The organism is Pseudomonas helvetica, assembly GCF_039908645.1.
In the GTDB taxonomy this organism is placed as follows: domain Bacteria; phylum Pseudomonadota; class Gammaproteobacteria; order Pseudomonadales; family Pseudomonadaceae; genus Aquipseudomonas; species Aquipseudomonas helvetica.
Map to the genome: position 1 here is coordinate 964,250 of NZ_CP150917.1, position 14,803 is coordinate 979,052.

A 14,803-nucleotide genomic window follows, 5' to 3' on the forward strand; every position below is an offset into this window, starting at 1 on the left:
GTCATTGCCCCAATTTGCGAGGTTGCCAGTCCTTGATCACCAGCGTGACATCAAGGTCGGTGCCGTGCAGTTTGATCCGCTCGGGCAGCCAATAACCGTTTTGCTGGATGTAGCTGAGGTACTCGACTTGCCAGCCATCCTGCTCGAGATTGGCCAGGCGACTGTCGGCATCCAGGTTCAGGCGGCTTTTGCTGTCAGGTGCAGGCAATCCGCGAACCCACCAGACCAAATGCGAAACCGGCAGTTTCCAGCCCAGCTGTTCTTCAAGCAGGGCTTCAGGCGTTGGCGCCTCAAAGCGACCCTGGTTGGCCACTTCCAGCGAGACCTGGCCAGGACGACCGGTCAGGCGGGCAGCACCGCGACCCAACGGGCCGGACAGACGAATATCGTAGTAGTCCTGTCGTTGCAGCCAGAACACGGTGCCGCTGCCCGAGTCTTTCGGGGCCCGGATACCGACCTTGCCGTTGATTTGCCAGCCATCGAGGCTGGTCAGTTGCTGTTTGTGCTCGCGCCATTGCGCGGGGTTGCCGTGGCCCTCGACGGATTCACGGGCGCCAAAGCCCGCGCAACCGGCGAGCAGGGCGATGAAGCTGAAAACGATGATGTGGCGCAAAAACATGATTTTAAAGAGTCTCGGAACCGGTCAGGCGCTTGATGGTGCTGCGCAGGGTTGGGCTGTCGGGTTGTTCCTTGAGGAATTTGCCCCAGATTTGTTTGGCTTCGCGTTGCTTGCCGTTGGCCCACAGGACTTCACCCAGGTGCGCCGCGACTTCCTGATCGGGGAAACGCTCCAGGGCCTGGCGCAAGTAGCGTTCGGCGACATCGAGGTTGCCCAGGCGGTAATTCACCCAGCCGAGGCTGTCGAGAACAGCCGGGTCTTCCGGGTTCAGCTGGTGCGCGTGCTCGATCAAGGTCTTGGCTTCGTCGTAACGCGTGGTGCGGTCGGACAGGGTGTAACCGAGGGCATTCAGCGCCATGGCGTTATCCGGATCACGCTTGATGATCAGTCGCAGGTCTTTTTCCATCTGCGCCAGGTCATTGCGTTTTTCCGCGAGCATGGCCCGGGTATAAAGCAGATTCAGATCGTCCGGATACTGCTTCAAGCCTTTATCGAGAACGGCCCAGGCGCGATCATCCTGCTTGTTGGCAGACAGGGTTTCGGCTTCGATCAGATACAGCTGGATCGCGTAATCCGGTTGTTCGTCGCGTGCTCTGGCCAAACGGCTTTGGGCTTCGGCGGTGCGTCCGTTGTTCATCAGGATGTCGGACTGACGCAGTTGCGCCGGCAAATAGTCGTTGCCCGGGCCGACCAGTGCGTACTCGATCAGGGCGCCTTGCGGGTCGTTGCGTTCTTCGGCGATGCGACCCAGGTTCAGGTGGGCCGAGTCGACATGGCTTTCCCGGGCGATCAGGTCTTCCAGGTAACCCTTGGCCTCCTTCCAGGCCTTGGCTTCCAGGCAAACCAGTGCCAGGGAATAGCGCAACTCGTCGTCTTCCGGATACTGCTGGACCAGGCTTGAGAACTGCTCTTTGGCGTCGTCCATGCGGTCCTGTTCGACCAGCATGCGGGCATACGTCAGGCGCAAGCGTTTGTCGTCCGGGTATTTGCGGATGCTTTTTTCCAGCAGCGGCAGCGCTTCTTTGCCACGGTTAAGGCTTTGCAGCAGGCGCGCGCGCAACAGAATCGGGGCGATTTCACCGTCTTGCGGAGGATTTTTCTCAAGCAGCGCCAGTGCGCCCTTGGTGTCACCGTCCTGTTGCAGCAACAGGGCCTTTCCGAAAATCAGTTGGCTGTTTTTCGGATGGCGCAGCAGCAAACGGTCAAAACTCTTCATCAGGCCGTTGCGGGTGTCCTGATCGGTATCGGCTGCAGACAGGGCGAGGAAGTCGAAGTGAGTATCGCCCTTGCCCAGCAGAACCTTCTCCATATAGGCCATGGAGTCGTCATAACGCCCGGCGCGGGCCAGCTGCACGGCGGCGGCGCGCTGTGCTTCGAGGTCGTTCGGCGCGTTTTTCGCCCAGATCAGCGAGCTATCAAGCGCTGCCTGATCGGCGCCAAGGTATTCGGCGATGCGAAAGGCTCGCTCGGAGATGCCCGGGTCCTGGGTGTTGACGGCCTGGGTCACGTAGTTGTCCAGGGCAATGTCGAAACGATTGCGTTGGCCAGCCAGTTCCGCGCTCAGCAGGCTGAAGATCGTGTCTTCGCTGAACGAGCTGTAAACCTTGGGCTTTTCAGGGGCCTTCGTGCTGCCTTCGACCGGCGGCGTACCGCTCGGCGAAACGGGTGCCAAGGCCTGGCAGCCGCTGAGGAAGACAAAAGCGAGGAGCAACGCGGAAGATCTATTCATAGGGGAAGAGGACGACTAACCTGCGGTCGGATCATCATGACACAAGCCTTCGACCAAACATAACCGGCCTGTCAATTTGCCGTTGAACTCAATCCCTGTTCAGGTGTTCGAGCCCCTGTATAGAGGCAAGGTATCGGGACAATAGTCGGCAATGGTTGTTCTGAGTCAGGCGAAGTAGGACAATTGTCGGCTTCTCGACATCATCAGCGATCTTGAATGGCCTTCCTTGCACTCGGTATTAACCACAAGACTGCTTCCGTAGACGTCCGCGAGCGCGTGGCTTTTACCCCGGAACAGCTGGTTGAGGCCTTGCAGCAGCTCTGCCGACTCACCGACAGCCGCGAAGCTGCGATCCTCTCCACCTGCAATCGCAGTGAACTCTATATAGAACAGGATCAGCTTTCTGCCGATACCGTGTTGCGCTGGTTGGCCGATTATCACCATTTGAGCCTCGAAGAGCTGCGTGCCAGCGCTTATGTGCACGAAGATGATGCGGCAGTTCGTCACATGATGCGTGTCGCCTCCGGGCTCGATTCGCTGGTGTTGGGCGAACCACAGATTCTCGGCCAGATGAAATCGGCCTACGCCGTGGCCCGCGAGGCCGGCACCATTGGTCCGCTGCTTGGGCGTTTGTTCCAGGCCACGTTCAATGCGGCGAAGCAGGTGCGAACCGACACCGCCATCGGTGAAAACCCGGTGTCCGTGGCGTTTGCCGCGGTCAGCCTGGCGAAACAGATTTTCAGTGATCTGCAGCGCAGCCAGGCATTGCTGATCGGCGCTGGCGAGACCATTACCCTGGTCGCCCGCCATTTGCATGAGCTGGGCGTGAAGCGGATCGTGGTCGCCAACCGGACCCTGGAGCGCGCGAGCATCCTGGCTGAGCAGTTTGGCGCCCACGCGGTGCTACTCTCGGACATCCCGGCAGAACTGGTGCGCAGTGATATCGTCATCAGCTCAACCGCCAGCCAGTTGCCGATTCTTGGCAAAGGCGCGGTAGAAAGTGCCTTGAAACTGCGCAAACATAAACCGATCTTCATGGTTGATATCGCTGTACCACGGGATATCGAACCGGAAGTCGGCGAGTTGGACGACGTTTACCTCTATAGCGTCGACGATCTCCACGAAGTGGTCGCTGAAAACCTCAAGAGCCGTCAGGGTGCTGCCCAGGCGGCGGAAGAGATGGTTTCCATCGGCGCCGATGACTTCATGGTTCGTCTGCGTGAACTGGCGGCGGTGGATGTGCTCAAGGCCTATCGTCAACAGAGCGAACGCCTGCGCGATGAAGAATTGCAAAAGGCCCAGCGTCTGCTTGCCAACGGCAGCAGCGCTGAAGACGTGCTGGTGCAACTGGCTCGTGGCCTGACCAACAAACTGTTGCATGCCCCCAGCGTGCAGTTGAAAAAGCTTACCGCCGAAGGCCGCCTTGATGCGCTGGCCATGGCCCAGGAACTCTTTGCCCTCGGTGAGGGCAACTCGGATAGCTCTTCGGATAAAAAACCGCAATGAAAGCGTCACTGCTCAATAAGCTGGACATCCTCCAGGACCGTTTCGAGGAACTGACCGCCTTGCTTGGCGATGGCGAAGTCATTTCCGATCAGAACAAATTCCGCACGTATTCCAAGGAATACGCGGAAGTTGAGCCGATTGTCGCCACCTATAAACAGTTGCTCAAGGTTCAGGGCGATCTCGAAGGTGCCCAGGCGCTGCTCAAGGACAGCGATCCGGACATGCGCGAAATGGCCGTCGAAGAAGTCCGCGAAGCCAAAGAGCAACTGATCGAACTTGAAGCCAGCCTGCAACGCATGCTGCTGCCCAAGGACCCGAACGACGGGCGCAACGTGTTCCTGGAAATTCGTGCCGGTACTGGCGGCGACGAAGCGGCGATCTTCTCCGGCGATCTGTTCCGCATGTATTCGCGTTACGCCGAACGGCGTGGCTGGCGGGTCGAGATTCTGTCGGAGAACATCGGCGAACACGGCGGCTTCAAGGAAGTTATCGCGCGGGTCGAAGGCGACAATGTCTACGGCAAGCTGAAGTTCGAATCCGGCGCGCACCGCGTGCAACGGGTTCCGGCCACCGAATCCCAGGGCCGTATCCACACCTCGGCCTGCACCGTGGCGGTGTTGCCTGAGCCGGACGAACAGGAAGCGATCGAGATCAACCCGGCCGATTTGCGCGTCGATACCTATCGCTCCTCCGGCGCAGGCGGTCAGCACGTGAACAAGACCGACTCGGCGATCCGGATTACCCACTTGCCGTCGGGCATCGTGGTCGAGTGCCAGGAAGAACGGTCCCAGCACAAGAACCGGGCGCGGGCGATGTCCTGGCTCTCGGCTAAATTGAATGACCAGCAAACCAGCGCTGCGGCGAATGCCATCGCCAGCGAGCGCAAATTGCTGGTGGGCTCGGGCGACCGCTCCGAGCGAATCCGTACCTACAATTTCGCCCAGGGGCGGGTCACCGACCATCGGGTCAACCTGACGCTGTATTCCCTCGACGAAATCCTCGCGGGTGGCGTCGATGCCGTGATCGAGCCGTTATTGGCCGAATTCCAGGCAGATCAACTGGCAGCGATAGGTGAATAAATGACCATCATTGCCAGTTTGTTACGTGCAGCCGACCTGCCTGACTCGCCGACCGCGCGCCTGGATGCTGAATTGCTGCTGGCCGCGGCCCTGGGCAAGTCCCGCAGTTTTCTGCACACCTGGCCGGAGCGCATCGTTCCCAGCGAAGCCGCGCTGATCTTTGCCGAGTACCTGCAACGTCGTCGCTCCGGCGAACCGGTGGCTTACATTCTCGGCCAGCAGGGATTCTGGAAGCTGGACCTGGAAGTGGCGCCGCATACGCTGATCCCGCGTCCGGACACCGAGCTGCTGGTTGAAACTGCCCTGGAACTGTTGCCCGCAACACCGGCCAAGGTTCTCGATCTGGGCACCGGCAGCGGCGCGATTGCCCTGGCGTTGGCCAGCGAGCGTCCAGCCTGGCAAGTCACTGCAGTGGACCGGGTCCTCGAGGCCGTGGCCCTGGCCGAGCGCAATCGCCAGCGTCTGCACTTGAACAACGTCACGGTGCTGAGCAGTCACTGGTTCAGTGCGCTGAAAGATCATCGTTACACGCTGATCATCAGTAATCCGCCTTATATCGCCTGCGCCGACCCGCACCTGGTGGTCGGTGACGTGCGTTTCGAGCCGGCCAGTGCGTTGGTGGCCGGCACCGACGGGCTCGATGACTTGCGTTTGATCATCGCCCAGGCGCCTGGCCACCTGGAAGCGGGCGGCTGGTTGATGCTCGAGCACGGTTATGATCAGGCCGATGCCGTGCGCGATTTGCTGCTGACCCAAGGTTTTGAAGAGGTCCACAGCCGCAAGGACCTCGGTGACCATGAACGTATCAGTCTGGGGCGTCTACCGTGCTGAATGATCAGGAGCTGTTGCGGTATAGCCGGCAGATTCTGTTGCAACATGTCGACATCGACGGCCAATTGCGACTCAAGCAAAGCCGCGTCTTGATCGTCGGCCTCGGCGGGCTGGGTGCGCCGGTCGCGCTGTACCTGGCGGCTGCCGGTGTCGGTGAGTTGCATCTGGCGGACTTCGACACGGTCGACCTGACCAACCTGCAACGGCAGATCATTCACGATACCGACAGCGTCGGGCTGAGCAAGGTCGACTCGGCTATCCGGCGTCTGACAGCGATAAACCCCGAGATTCAACTGATCGCTCATCGCACCGCGCTGGACGAAGACTCGTTGGCCGCTGCGGTGTCGGCGGTCGATGTGGTGCTCGATTGCTCCGACAATTTTTCCACCCGCGAAGCGGTGAACGCGGCGTGTGTAGCGGCGCGAAAACCCTTGGTCAGCGGTGCGGCGATTCGCCTGGAAGGGCAGTTGTCTGTGTTCGACCCACGTCGCGCCGAAAGCCCGTGTTACCACTGCTTGTACGGGCACGGCAGCGAAGCCGAACTGACCTGCAGCGAGGCCGGCGTGCTCGGTCCGTTGGTGGGGTTGGTGGGCAGCCTGCAAGCGCTTGAGGCGCTGAAACTGTTGGTCGGGTTCGGTGAGCCGTTGGTGGGACGGTTATTATTAATCGATGCCTTGGGGGCGCGGTTCCGCGAGTTGCGGGTCAAGCGTGATCCAGGCTGCAGTGTTTGCGGGGGCAGGCATGCGTGAAGCGCCCATCGGCGTGTTCGATTCCGGGGTCGGCGGGTTGTCGGTGCTGGCCGAGATCCAGCAATTGTTGCCCAATGAATCGCTGTTGTATGTCGGCGATTGCGGGAACATTCCCTATGGCGAGAAATCTCCCGAGTTCATTCGCCAGCGTTGCAGCGTAGTCGCGGAGTTTTTTGTCCGGCAAGGTGCCAAGGCCTTGGTCGTGGCCTGCAACACGGCAACCGTGGCCGGTGTCGCGGATTTGCGTCGCGACTACCCGGACTGGCCCATCATCGGCATGGAGCCTGCGGTCAAGCCAGCTGCCGCGGCCACTCGCAGTGGTGTGGTCGGTGTGCTCGCCACTACCGGGACGTTGCAGAGCGCCAAGTTCGCGGCCTTACTCGACCGTTTTGCCACCGATGTACGGGTCATCACTCAGCCGTGCCCAGGGTTGGTGGAGCTGATCGAAGCCGGTGACCTGCACAGCCAGGAGCTGTGCCAGTTACTGGCCGGTTATCTCGAACCTCTGCTGGCGGGCGGGTGTGACACGATTATTCTCGGTTGCACGCACTATCCTTTCCTCAAGCCATTGCTCAAGCAGATGCTCCCCGCCGACATCAGCCTGATCGACACTGGCGCGGCGGTTGCCCGGCAAACCCAGCGCCTGCTGGCCGAGCGTGAGTTGCTCGCAGTAGGGCCACCTCGCGACGCGCAGTTCTGGACCAGTGCCAGCCCCGAGCACTTGAGAAATATCCTGCCGCTGCTCTGGCATAACGCCGGGGTTGTGCAAAGCTTCAGTCTGTAGAAAGTCGTTTTGGGGAGCGCTTCAATTGGATGCATTTCTATTGAGGCGTGGATCTTCATAGCACGTCTGTTGAGCCCCAAAAAACAAACATAATCGTTCGGAAAAGGATGTTTCTCATGAAACGACTGTTCTGTTTAGCCGCGATCGCGGTCGTGTTGTTGGGGCACAGTTTTACCGCACAAGCAGCTGGCGTCGAGTTTGCGGTTGGCCAGACCAGCGGTTCGACCCAGACTTATCGCCTGGGCCTGCAATGGGATTGGGATAAAAGCTGGTGGCAGACTGATGTCGGGCGCGTGACGGGCTACTGGAGCGGTGCGTACACCTATTGGAATGGTGACAAGACTGTAAGCAATCACAGCCTGTCATTCTCTCCGGTGTTCGTTTATGAGTTTTCCGGGCAAACCGTCAAACCTTATCTGGAGGCCGGCATCGGCGTTGCGGTATTCGCTCACGACGAAGTGGACGATCGCCGGTTGGGCGAGGCTTTTCAATTTGAGGATCGATTGGGGTTCGGCCTGCGGTTTGCTGGCGGGCATGAAATCGGGATTCGCGCGACGCATTACTCCAACGCCCATATCAACGTCACCAATGACGGTATAGAAAGTTACACGTTGCATTACACGATGCCGCTGTAATGTGCCGACGCATGGTGGGTAATTGTGGTGAGGGGGCTGTGCAAATCAGGATCAGCGATACACCGTCGCAATCCCCTGGCGCTCGTCGATGCACTCCGGTGCGCCCATCTCGAACTCCCGGCAGATCAGCGGGCGCTTTTCGTAAATGGTGCACATCATGCTGTCGCGATCCAGCGCGGCACACCAGCCGTCATCCAGGCGCAGCATGACTTCCCCGCCCCAATCGTCGGTGTCGATAAAACGTTCGGGCACGCCAGTGTCGGTGATCAGCATGACTTCGAGCTGGCAACAGCAGGCTGCGCAGGTCGAGCAGGTGACCGCTGGTTCGGCGATGGTCTTGATGGGGATCGTGTTCATAGGTGCGCAGTGTAAGGCAGCGCGCCGTAGCTGTGTGAAAGGCCTGACGGACGCTCAACCGGATGGGGTTGTCGACAGGCGTTGGTCATGATCCGTTTGCGGCGTATCGATGCTTGGCGGCGCGCGCCTGACCATGCGTTTGCCGATCACTAATTTTGCGCGGTTGGACATTTTCGACAAAGGCCAGAGTGCAACCATCGACAGGGCCAGGAGGGGGATTTCCTGCGGGCGCTGCTTGAGGGTTTCGACGACGTGGCGTGCGGCGTTGTCGGCCGACCAGATTTGTGGCATCGGATAGTCGTTGTTCCCGCTCGGCAGGGGGGCGACGGAGCCGGGGCTAACCAGGGTGATTTCAACACCTTCCGAGGCGGGGTCGATGCGCAGGGACTCAAACAGATACCGCAGCCCGGCTTTCGAGGCGCCATAGGCTTCGGTCCGAGGCAGGGCCAGATCAGTCACTGAGCTGGCGATACCCACCAGATGGGGAGTGATACCAGCGCGCAGCAGCGGCAGGGCGGCGTCGATGCAATAGCTGCTGGCGAGCAGGTTGGTGCGCACCACATGTTCGATGATCGAGGTGTCGAACTGCTGGGTGTCAACATATTCACAGGTGCCGGCATTGATAATCACGGTGTCCAGCGAGCCCCACTCCTGTTGGATCCGTTCGCCAATCTCGCGCACGGTCTGACTGCTGGTCAGATTGCCCGCCACCACCAGCACTTGTCCCGGATAGCGCTGGGCCAGGACTTTCAATGGTGCAATCGTGCGAGCACTGACCGCCAGGTGCATGCCGGACTTCAACAGTTCCTCGGCCAGTGCAGCACCAATGCCGTTGCCGGCTCCCGTCAGCCAATACCGTCGTGGCGTTGTATGACTCAATCCACTCTCCTTTTCAGTCATGTCTCGCTCCGAGATCCAGACGCGAAGGCAAATGTTTGAATGCCGCCAGTGCGCGTTCGCGTGACTGGCCCAGATTGACGATTGGCAGTGGATAGTCGGCCACGCCAAACAGTCCGCCCATGGCCGCCGGGTTGTGGATCGATTTGTTGTTCAGCCCCGCCAGTTCCGGCAGCCAGTGCTTGATGAACAGACCTTCAGCGTCGAATTTTTCCGACTGGCTCAGCGGGTTGAAAATCCGGAACCAGGGCGCCGAATCGGTGCCGGTGGAAGCGCTCCACTGCCAGCCGCCGTTGTTCGCGGCCAGATCGCCATCAATCAAATGGCGCATGAAAAAACGCTCACCTTCGCGCCAGTCGATCAGCAGGTTTTTTGTCAGGAACATCGCCACCAGCATCCGCAGACGGTTGTGCATCCAGCCGGTTTCCAGCAGTTGGCGCATGGCAGCATCGATGATCGGCAGCCCGGTGCGCGCCTCTTTCCAGGCCGCCAGCTCATCCGGAGCATCGCGCCAGGCAAGGGCTTCGGTTTCCGGGCGAAAGGCGCGGTGCCGGGAGACCCGTGGATAGCCCACCAGAATGTGTTTGTAAAACTCGCGCCAGAGCAGTTCGTTGATCCAGGTGATGACGCCGACGCTGCCGCTTTCGAACTCGCCTTGATTGCTTTGCACGGCGGCGTGCAGGCACTGGCGTGGCGAAATCACCCCGGCTGCGAGGTACGCGGACAACTGGCTGGTACCGGGTTTTGCCGGGAAGTCGCGTTGCTCCTTGTAGTCATCAATCTGCCCTTGGGCGAACTGCTCCAGACGCCGATGAGCTTCACCTTCACCGGCGGGCCAGAGCACGCGCAGATGTTCGCTTGGTGTGTCGAAGCCCTCGACCTGCAATGGAATCGGGTCACGGTTGATGGCCGTTGGCATCTGAACCCCGGGGGCGGCAATCAGGCGCGGTAATGCAACCTGCAGGCGGGTGTAGCAAGCTTTGCGGAATTGGCTGAAGACCTGGAAGTACGTACCGGTTTTGGTCAGCACGCTGCCGGGCTTGAGCAGCAATTGATCGAGGTAGCTGTAAAAGCCAATGCCCGCAGCGTCGAGAGTCTTGCTGACGGCTGCATCACGGCGACTTTCATTCACGCCGTATTCCTCGTTGACGTGAACCGCCTCGACGTTCAGCTCTGTGCATAACTGGCCAAGCACCTGCGGCGCATCATCCCAGCGTGCGGCAGTACGGATCAGCAAGGGAATGTTCAGCTCGCCGAGGGCGTGGCTCAACTCGCGCAGGTTACGCAGCCAGAAATCCACTTTGCACGGTGCATCATCGTGGGCATGCCATTGCTGCGGGCTCAACAAATACACCGCCACGCATGGACCACGAGCTGCGGCGGCCGAGAGGGCAGTGTTGTCATGCAGACGCAAGTCGCTGCGCAGCCAGATCAATTGCAGGGAAGTTTTGCCTACAAGCATTTAAATGAGCCCACGCTGAACCAGTGCCTGATGGGCCGACAACGGATCTTCGGCCAGAAATAAATCGGCTATTTCAGAGGTTTTGGCGGACAACTCGGCGTGGTGGATGCACACCGCAGGGCCGGCCATGAGTTTTGGGCCGTCGACATTGGTCAGAAGTTTCAATAAATGTTTGAGATCGATTGTTTTACTGGAATACAGCAGCACGCCACGCGCTTGCAGATGCTCGACCGCCAGTGCCAATTCGCCGGCTGGCAACGGCCAGTCGAACACTTCCACGGGGCAATCGGCGCTGCTGATCAGCCAGGCGATGAGCCACAGATGCGGCTCCAGGGGTAAGTCGGAGTGATTGATCAGCAGCAACGGCGCGCCGCGCAACTGACGGTTGTTGTGGTAGACCCTCGCACCGAACTTGCTGCGCAACCAGGAATAAAAGAACGCCCGCTCCATCTGCGCGCCAAACTGACCTTGCCAGCGCTGCTCGAGTTCGGCCAGCAGCGGCATCAGCAGTTGCTCGCACAAGGTGCGCGGTGGATACAACGACATGGCCTGATTGAGCGTCTCATCGAGCTGGCGCTCAGCGAGTTGTCCGATCGCCTGCATCAGCTTGAGGCGCAGGACGTGCCAGTCATTTGTGACCGGCTCACGCAATGCTGCTGGCGTATCCAGCAGCTGTTTGATCTGGCTGACGGCCACGCCGCGATTGAGCCAGGTGAGAATGTCATGGATCCGCTGCACATGTTCGACCGAGAACAGTCGGTGTCCCTTGGACGTACGCAGCGGCACGATCAGGCCATAGCGACGTTCCCAGGCACGCAGGGTAACGGCATTGACGCCGGTGATTCGTGCAACTTCGCGAATCGGCAGCCAATCGTTCTCCGGGGGCTGTTGATCGCCGGTGCCTGGGCTGTCGTCATGGGGATGAATGTCAGGTTCGGTTTTCATTTAAATCGCATTTCGCAAGCTGAGATTTTCCGGGTGCGGTTGCAGGTACGCCTGCTGCATAACGTACGGATCGGGATGATGGCGCAAGTGATGCTTGAGCAATGTCAGCGGTACCACCAAGGGCACGATGCCGTGGCGGTACTGACCGATCACATGCTGCACTTCCTGTTTGTCTTCGGCGCTGATGACCTGTTTGAGATAGCCGCTGAGGTGTTGCAGCACATTGGTGTGGGTGCCGCGGGTGGCACATTTTTTCAGTGCCGCCATCAGCTCGCTGAAATAGCGCGGGCCGAGTTCATCGGGATCGGTCTGGCCCATATCACCCAGGAGCTTGCCCAAGGCTTGGTATTGCAGTGGGTTATGGGCCATCAACAGGTATTTGTAGCGTGCGTGAAAGTCGGTCAGGCCATTGCGGCTCAAGCCGTTTTGCAGGAGCTCCTGCCAGACTGAGTAGGCAAATACCCGGGTCAGGAAATTCTCGCGTAGTACGGGATCGTTCAGTCGACCGTCTTCTTCCACCGGCAGGTCCGGGTGTCGGGCACAAAACGCTTGAGCGTAGATGCCGCGTGCACCGCCGTCGTGCGGGCTGCCGTTGGCGTGGTAAACCTTGACTCGCTCCAGGCCACAGGACGGTGATTTTTGCATGAAGATATAGCCGCAAATATCGCCCAGCGCGCCGGCCATTTGCTGGCCGTAGTTCGTCAGCGCCTGACTGACATCCAGTTCGTGGTGAACCGTACCGACGGCGCGAGGTTGCTGCGGATTGCCGACCAGTCGAATCGGTTCGCGGGGAACCCCCAGGCCGATGGCGACCTCCGGGCACACTGCAATGAACTCGAAATAATCCGTGAGGGTTCGACTGCACAGCGGAGAGGCTTTATGCCCGCCGTTGTAACGTACCTCGGCGCCCATCAGGCAGGCACTGACAGCGATTTTCGGTTTGCTTGCTGAGTCGCTGGGCATGGAGGCACCTCGGATCTATACCTGTACAGGCTGTTCGCGCTGTACAACACGGTTTGATCATAGATCCAAGGGTGTACAAGTCAAATTGTTTGTACAAGTTTTACCGGCTCCCTCTTCCTGTGGGATTCATCGTGCAATGTCTGCGCGGGTTGACGCGTTTCACTGCAAGTGTGCGTGCAGGCGGCGAGCTGCTTCCTGGCCGCTCATCCAGGCGCCTTCGACCCGCCCTGACAGGCACCAGTCGCCACACACGTACAAGCCCAGGTCGGCATCGGCCAATACGCCCCATTCATGGCTGCTGGACGGACGGGCGTAGAGCCAGCGATGGGCAAGGCTGAAGACCGGCGCAGGCATGGAATCGTGCAGCAACTCGGCGAAGGCGCCGTGCAGTTGCTCGATCACTGCCTCTTTAGACAGGTCGATATGTTGTCGGCTCCAGTTGCTGTTGGCGTGCAATACCCAGGTGTCGAGGGTAGTGTCGCGCCCCGGTTTGCTACGGTTACGCGCCAGCCAGTCGAGTGGGCTGTCCTGTACAAAGCAGCCTTCCATCGGCGTATCCAGCGGCGTGTCGAAGGCCAGCGCAATGGCCCAGGTCGGGTCCATTTTTACCCCGGCGGCGACCCCGGCGAGTTTCGGCGCGGAGGCCAGCAGGGCAGTGGCTTGCGGCGCAGGCGTAGCGATGACGACATGGCTGAAGGGGCCGTGGGTGAAGCCTTCGGCATCCTGCAAATGCCAATGTTCTTCGCCACGATAGACCTCGGTAATCCGGCAAGCGAAATGCGCTTCCGTATCGCCGATCAGCGCGCGGGTGATGGCGCTCATGCGTGGGGTGCCGACCCAGCGGGTCTGTTCATCCGGTGATGGGCTGAGCTGGCCACCCTGATAGTGGTAGAGCTGCGGCGTCCATTCGGCGACCCAGCCATTGGCTTGCCAGCGCTGGACTTCAATGACAAAGCGGCGATCACGGGCGGTGAAATATTGTGCGCCCATGTCCAGTGCGCCGGCGTCGCTGCGTTTGCTCGACATGCGACCGCCGCTGCCACGGCTTTTATCGAACAATTGAACGACGTACCCGGCCTCTTGCAAGGCTTGGGCTGCCGAGAGTCCGGCGATGCCGGTGCCGATGATTGCGATGGGTACAGTCATAGAGGCCTCGTTTACCTTTCTGTACAGGCTACGCTGCAGGTTAAACCTATACAACAATGTTTTCTGGTATAACTTTCAGCGTTCTCGTTCTGGCAGGTTGGCCTATTGTTAAACACAGAACCTGCCAGATCCGAAACATCCCTGCTTATAAAAATAGACTAGTGATCAGGGTAAAACGCCACGCGAGGAAGATGTCATGCACATATTGCTGACCGGCGGTACTGGTTTGATAGGACGTCAACTCTGCCGACACTGGTTGAGCCAGGGCCATAGCCTGACGGTGTGGAGTCGCAGGCCTGAACAAGTCGCCAAATTGTGCGGCACGCAGGTACGTGGCGTCAGGCGTCTGGAAGACATTGGCCAACGTCCGGTGGATGCGGTGATCAATCTCGCGGGGGCACCGATTGCTGATCGCTTGTGGACTCATCGACGCAAGGCGCTGCTCTGGAACAGTCGAATCAGGCTTACCGAAACCCTGTTGGCCTGGCTTGAAAGCCTCGAGCAGAAACCGCAGTTGTTGATTTCGGGCTCCGCAGTCGGCTGGTACGGCGATGGCGGTGAGCGTGAGCTGACCGAGAAATCGCCGCCGGTCAGCGAAGACTTCGCCAGCCAGTTGTGCATTGCCTGGGAGGAGACCGCACAGCGCGCCGAGACGCTGGGGATTCGGGTAGTGCTGGTGCGTACCGGGTTGGTGCTGTCGGCGGAGGGCGGCTTTTTGTCGCGGCTGTTATTGCCGTTCAAATTGGGGCTGGGCGGGCCGATCGGTAATGGTCGGCAGTGGATGCCGTGGATTCACATCGACGATCAAATCGCCCTGATTGATTTTCTTTTGCATCAGAAAGACGCCAGCGGTCCTTATAATGCGTGCGCGCCAAAACCGGTGCGCAATCGCGAGTTCGCCAAGACCCTCGCCAGCATTTTGCACCGGCCGGCGTTCATGCCGATGCCGTCATTTGTGCTGAAGGTCGGTCTTGGCGAGTTGTCACTGTTGCTGCTGGGTGGTCAGCGGGCAACACCGGCGCGCCTGCTGGCGGCGGGTTTCACATTCCGCTTCACTGATTTGCGTGCGGCCCTGGACGACGTGTCCAGCCGCCTTTGAAA

15 protein-coding genes are annotated in these 14,803 nt (G+C 59.7%); 7 read left to right on the plus strand and 8 right to left on the minus strand.

The window, feature by feature from the left end; translation table 11 throughout:
* Position 1 precedes the first annotated feature (1 nt).
* Both lolB and AABM55_RS04290 read right to left on the minus strand, forming a co-directional pair.
* Complete coding sequence (gene lolB, locus AABM55_RS04285) at positions 2-619, minus strand: lipoprotein insertase outer membrane protein LolB (protein WP_347928906.1); 618 nt, start codon at positions 617-619, stop codon at positions 2-4.
* 4 nt (positions 620-623) lie between these two features.
* Positions 624-2,348: a tetratricopeptide repeat protein gene (locus tag AABM55_RS04290; protein WP_054595620.1), complete on the minus strand. Its 1,725-nt coding sequence runs from the start codon at positions 2,346-2,348 to the stop codon at positions 624-626.
* Between the two features lie 216 nt (positions 2,349-2,564).
* Between AABM55_RS04290 and hemA the strand changes: the two genes are divergently transcribed.
* The 6 genes from hemA to AABM55_RS04320 all read left to right on the plus strand — a co-directional run bounded on the left by hemA (position 2,565) and on the right by AABM55_RS04320 (position 7,932).
* Positions 2,565-3,854 carry a glutamyl-tRNA reductase gene (hemA, locus tag AABM55_RS04295; RefSeq protein ID WP_054595621.1) on the plus strand — a complete coding sequence of 430 codons (1,290 nt, stop codon included), beginning with the start codon at positions 2,565-2,567 and terminating at the stop codon, positions 3,852-3,854.
* Positions 3,851-4,933 carry a peptide chain release factor 1 gene (gene prfA, locus AABM55_RS04300; RefSeq protein WP_054595622.1) on the plus strand — a complete coding sequence of 361 codons (1,083 nt, stop codon included), beginning with the start codon at positions 3,851-3,853 and terminating at the stop codon, positions 4,931-4,933. The genes hemA and prfA overlap by 4 nt, the downstream gene beginning before the upstream one ends.
* Entirely contained in the window at positions 4,934-5,764 is an 831-nt protein-coding gene (gene prmC, locus AABM55_RS04305) for a peptide chain release factor N(5)-glutamine methyltransferase (protein WP_347928907.1), read from the plus strand.
* Positions 5,758-6,513, plus strand: a complete 756-nt coding sequence (locus AABM55_RS04310) for a molybdopterin-synthase adenylyltransferase MoeB (protein WP_103318437.1) — start codon at positions 5,758-5,760, stop codon at positions 6,511-6,513. The genes prmC and AABM55_RS04310 overlap by 7 nt, the downstream gene beginning before the upstream one ends.
* Complete coding sequence (gene murI, locus AABM55_RS04315; RefSeq protein ID WP_347928908.1) at positions 6,506-7,297, plus strand: glutamate racemase; 792 nt, start codon at positions 6,506-6,508, stop codon at positions 7,295-7,297. The genes AABM55_RS04310 and murI overlap by 8 nt, the downstream gene beginning before the upstream one ends.
* Positions 7,298-7,413: 116 nt before the next feature.
* Positions 7,414-7,932, plus strand: a complete 519-nt coding sequence (locus tag AABM55_RS04320; RefSeq protein ID WP_347928909.1) for an acyloxyacyl hydrolase — start codon at positions 7,414-7,416, stop codon at positions 7,930-7,932.
* A 51-nt stretch (positions 7,933-7,983) separates the two neighbouring features.
* Here AABM55_RS04320 and AABM55_RS04325 read toward each other — a convergent pair whose 3' ends face one another.
* The 6 genes from AABM55_RS04325 to AABM55_RS04350 form a co-directional block, all read right to left on the minus strand.
* Positions 7,984-8,289, minus strand: coding sequence for a YkgJ family cysteine cluster protein (locus AABM55_RS04325; RefSeq protein ID WP_054595627.1), 306 nt, complete (start codon positions 8,287-8,289; stop codon positions 7,984-7,986).
* Positions 8,290-8,343: 54 nt separating this feature from the next.
* Complete coding sequence (locus tag AABM55_RS04330; RefSeq protein ID WP_347929990.1) at positions 8,344-9,168, minus strand: SDR family oxidoreductase; 825 nt, start codon at positions 9,166-9,168, stop codon at positions 8,344-8,346.
* Positions 9,169-9,181: 13 nt separating this feature from the next.
* The gene (gene phrB, locus AABM55_RS04335) at positions 9,182-10,627 is read right to left on the minus strand and encodes a deoxyribodipyrimidine photo-lyase (protein ID WP_347929991.1); all 1,446 of its coding nucleotides are present in this window, start codon (positions 10,625-10,627) and stop codon (positions 9,182-9,184) included.
* A 21-nt stretch (positions 10,628-10,648) separates the two neighbouring features.
* Positions 10,649-11,593: a MerR family transcriptional regulator gene (locus AABM55_RS04340; protein WP_347928910.1), complete on the minus strand. Its 945-nt coding sequence runs from the start codon at positions 11,591-11,593 to the stop codon at positions 10,649-10,651.
* On the minus strand, positions 11,594-12,556 hold the full coding sequence (locus AABM55_RS04345; RefSeq protein ID WP_347928911.1) for a DUF523 and DUF1722 domain-containing protein: 963 nt from the start codon (positions 12,554-12,556) through the stop codon (positions 11,594-11,596).
* A 159-nt stretch (positions 12,557-12,715) separates the two neighbouring features.
* Complete coding sequence (locus AABM55_RS04350; protein ID WP_054595631.1) at positions 12,716-13,702, minus strand: NAD(P)/FAD-dependent oxidoreductase; 987 nt, start codon at positions 13,700-13,702, stop codon at positions 12,716-12,718.
* A gap of 196 nt (positions 13,703-13,898) precedes the next feature.
* Here AABM55_RS04350 and AABM55_RS04355 point away from each other — a divergent pair, with 196 nt between their 5' ends.
* Positions 13,899-14,801: a TIGR01777 family oxidoreductase gene (locus AABM55_RS04355; protein WP_347928912.1), complete on the plus strand. Its 903-nt coding sequence runs from the start codon at positions 13,899-13,901 to the stop codon at positions 14,799-14,801.
* The last annotated feature ends 2 nt before the right edge of the window (positions 14,802-14,803 follow it).

Bases quoted from the DNA above. Each gene is read 5' to 3' on its own strand.
- AABM55_RS04320 (WP_347928909.1), top strand. From the start codon at position 7,414: ATGAAACGACTGTTCTGTTTAGCCGCGATCGCGGTCGTGTTGTTGGGG.
- AABM55_RS04355 (WP_347928912.1), top strand. From the start codon at position 13,899: ATGCACATATTGCTGACCGGCGGTACTGGTTTGATAGGACGTCAACTC.
- lolB (WP_347928906.1), bottom strand. From the start codon at position 619: ATGTTTTTGCGCCACATCATCGTTTTCAGCTTCATCGCCCTGCTCGCC.
- AABM55_RS04345 (WP_347928911.1), bottom strand. From the start codon at position 12,556: ATGCCCAGCGACTCAGCAAGCAAACCGAAAATCGCTGTCAGTGCCTGC.
- hemA (WP_054595621.1), top strand. From the start codon at position 2,565: ATGGCCTTCCTTGCACTCGGTATTAACCACAAGACTGCTTCCGTAGAC.
- AABM55_RS04340 (WP_347928910.1), bottom strand. From the start codon at position 11,593: ATGAAAACCGAACCTGACATTCATCCCCATGACGACAGCCCAGGCACC.
- AABM55_RS04325 (WP_054595627.1), bottom strand. From the start codon at position 8,289: ATGAACACGATCCCCATCAAGACCATCGCCGAACCAGCGGTCACCTGC.
- prfA (WP_054595622.1), top strand. From the start codon at position 3,851: ATGAAAGCGTCACTGCTCAATAAGCTGGACATCCTCCAGGACCGTTTC.
- prmC (WP_347928907.1), top strand. From the start codon at position 4,934: ATGACCATCATTGCCAGTTTGTTACGTGCAGCCGACCTGCCTGACTCG.
- AABM55_RS04350 (WP_054595631.1), bottom strand. From the start codon at position 13,702: ATGACTGTACCCATCGCAATCATCGGCACCGGCATCGCCGGACTCTCG.
- AABM55_RS04290 (WP_054595620.1), bottom strand. From the start codon at position 2,348: ATGAATAGATCTTCCGCGTTGCTCCTCGCTTTTGTCTTCCTCAGCGGC.
- murI (WP_347928908.1), top strand. From the start codon at position 6,506: ATGCGTGAAGCGCCCATCGGCGTGTTCGATTCCGGGGTCGGCGGGTTG.